General features: G+C 63.4%; 3 protein-coding genes. All 3 read left to right on the top strand.

Annotation, left to right across the window (positions count from 1 at the left end; all coding sequences use genetic code 11):
- On the top strand, positions 1-198 hold a 198-nt coding region (locus tag AC1D12_RS33420; RefSeq protein ID WP_477845387.1), incomplete at its 5' end, for an EF-Tu C-terminal domain-related protein.
- Positions 199-310: 112 nt separating this feature from the next.
- Entirely contained in the window at positions 311-625 is a 315-nt protein-coding gene (gene rpsJ, locus AC1D12_RS33415; RefSeq protein ID WP_047506357.1) for a 30S ribosomal protein S10, read from the top strand.
- 244 nt (positions 626-869) lie between these two features.
- Positions 870-1,359: 50S ribosomal protein L3 (rplC, locus tag AC1D12_RS33410; protein WP_477845386.1), on the top strand; the 490-nt coding region annotated here is incomplete at its 3' end.

Raw genomic sequence — 1,359 nt, 5'->3', positions numbered from 1 at the left:
CAGTTCTACTTCCGCACGACGGACGTGACGGGCGCGGTGGAGCTGCCGAAGGACAAGGAAATGGTGATGCCTGGCGACAACGTGAGCATCACGGTGAAGCTGATCGCCCCGATCGCGATGGAAGAAGGCCTGCGCTTCGCCATCCGTGAAGGCGGCCGCACCGTCGGCGCCGGCGTCGTCGCCAAGATCCTCGAATAAGGTGGAGCCACCGGTCGGCCGGGCGGGGTGCTTCTGCATCGTGCCCGCCGGCCACTCTCCCTCCATCGATTTCGCGGTCCGCGAGGACCGCACGCTCTTTTAGGAAACCGCTATGGCCACCAAGCAAAAGATCCGCATTCGCCTGAAGGCGTTTGACTACAAGCTGATCGACCAATCGGCGTTGGAGATCGTCGACACCGCGAAGCGCACCGGCGCGATCGTCAAGGGCCCGGTGCCCCTGCCGACTCGCATGCAGCGTTTCGACATCCTGCGTTCGCCGCACGTCAACAAGACCTCGCGCGACCAGTTCGAAATCCGCACCCATCAGCGCCTGATGGACATCGTCGATCCGACCGACAAGACCGTGGACGCGCTGATGAAGCTCGACCTGCCGGCCGGCGTCGACGTCGAGATCAAGCTGCAGTAATCGGCCAGGCCTGCGAGGAAGTGGTTGCGGCTTTCGCCGCAGCTGGCTAGAATCGCAGGCTTTCCGAAGTAATCGGCTCCTTGTGGGCCGATTTCAGTAGCCGGCCCTGACGGGTCGGTTCGGCATTCGCCCTCCGGGGCGAGTTGCCACCAAGTCAGCCCGGCCAATCGATGTCGGGCATGTCAAACAAAGGCTTCCAAGCGCTCCCAGTTGTTGGGGGTGGTGCGGGGGCTGGAGAATATTCATGAGTCTTAGCGAACATCTCGGTTTGCTGGGCCGCAAGGTGGGCATGATGCGCATCTTCACGGACGACGGCGATGCTGTTCCCGTGACGGTGCTCGATGTGTCGAACAACCGTGTCGTCCAGGTCAAGACCGAAGCCACCGACGGCTACAACGCCATTCAAGTGGCGTTCGGCACGCGCAAAGCGTCGCGCGTCATCAAGCCGGCAGCCGGCCACTTTGCGAAAGCGGGTGTCGAAGCCGGTGAAGTCCTCAAGGAATTCCGCGTCACCGCCGACGTCGTCGCAGGCTTCAAGCCCGGCGCGCAGGTTCCGGTGACGACGTTTGCCGTGGGCCAGCTCGTGGACGTGCAAGGCACCTCCATCGGCAAGGGCTTCACGGGCACCATCAAGCGCCACAACTTCAGCTCGCAGCGCGCGTCGCACGGCAACAGCCGTTCGCACAACGTGCCGGGCTCGATCTCGATGGCGCAGGATCCGGGTCGCGTGTTCC

It is taken from the genome of Rhizobacter sp. P1_G5, assembly GCF_056405435.1.
Note: the sequence above shows the minus strand (reverse complement) of the source record. Positions and strands in the feature narration are given on the sequence as shown.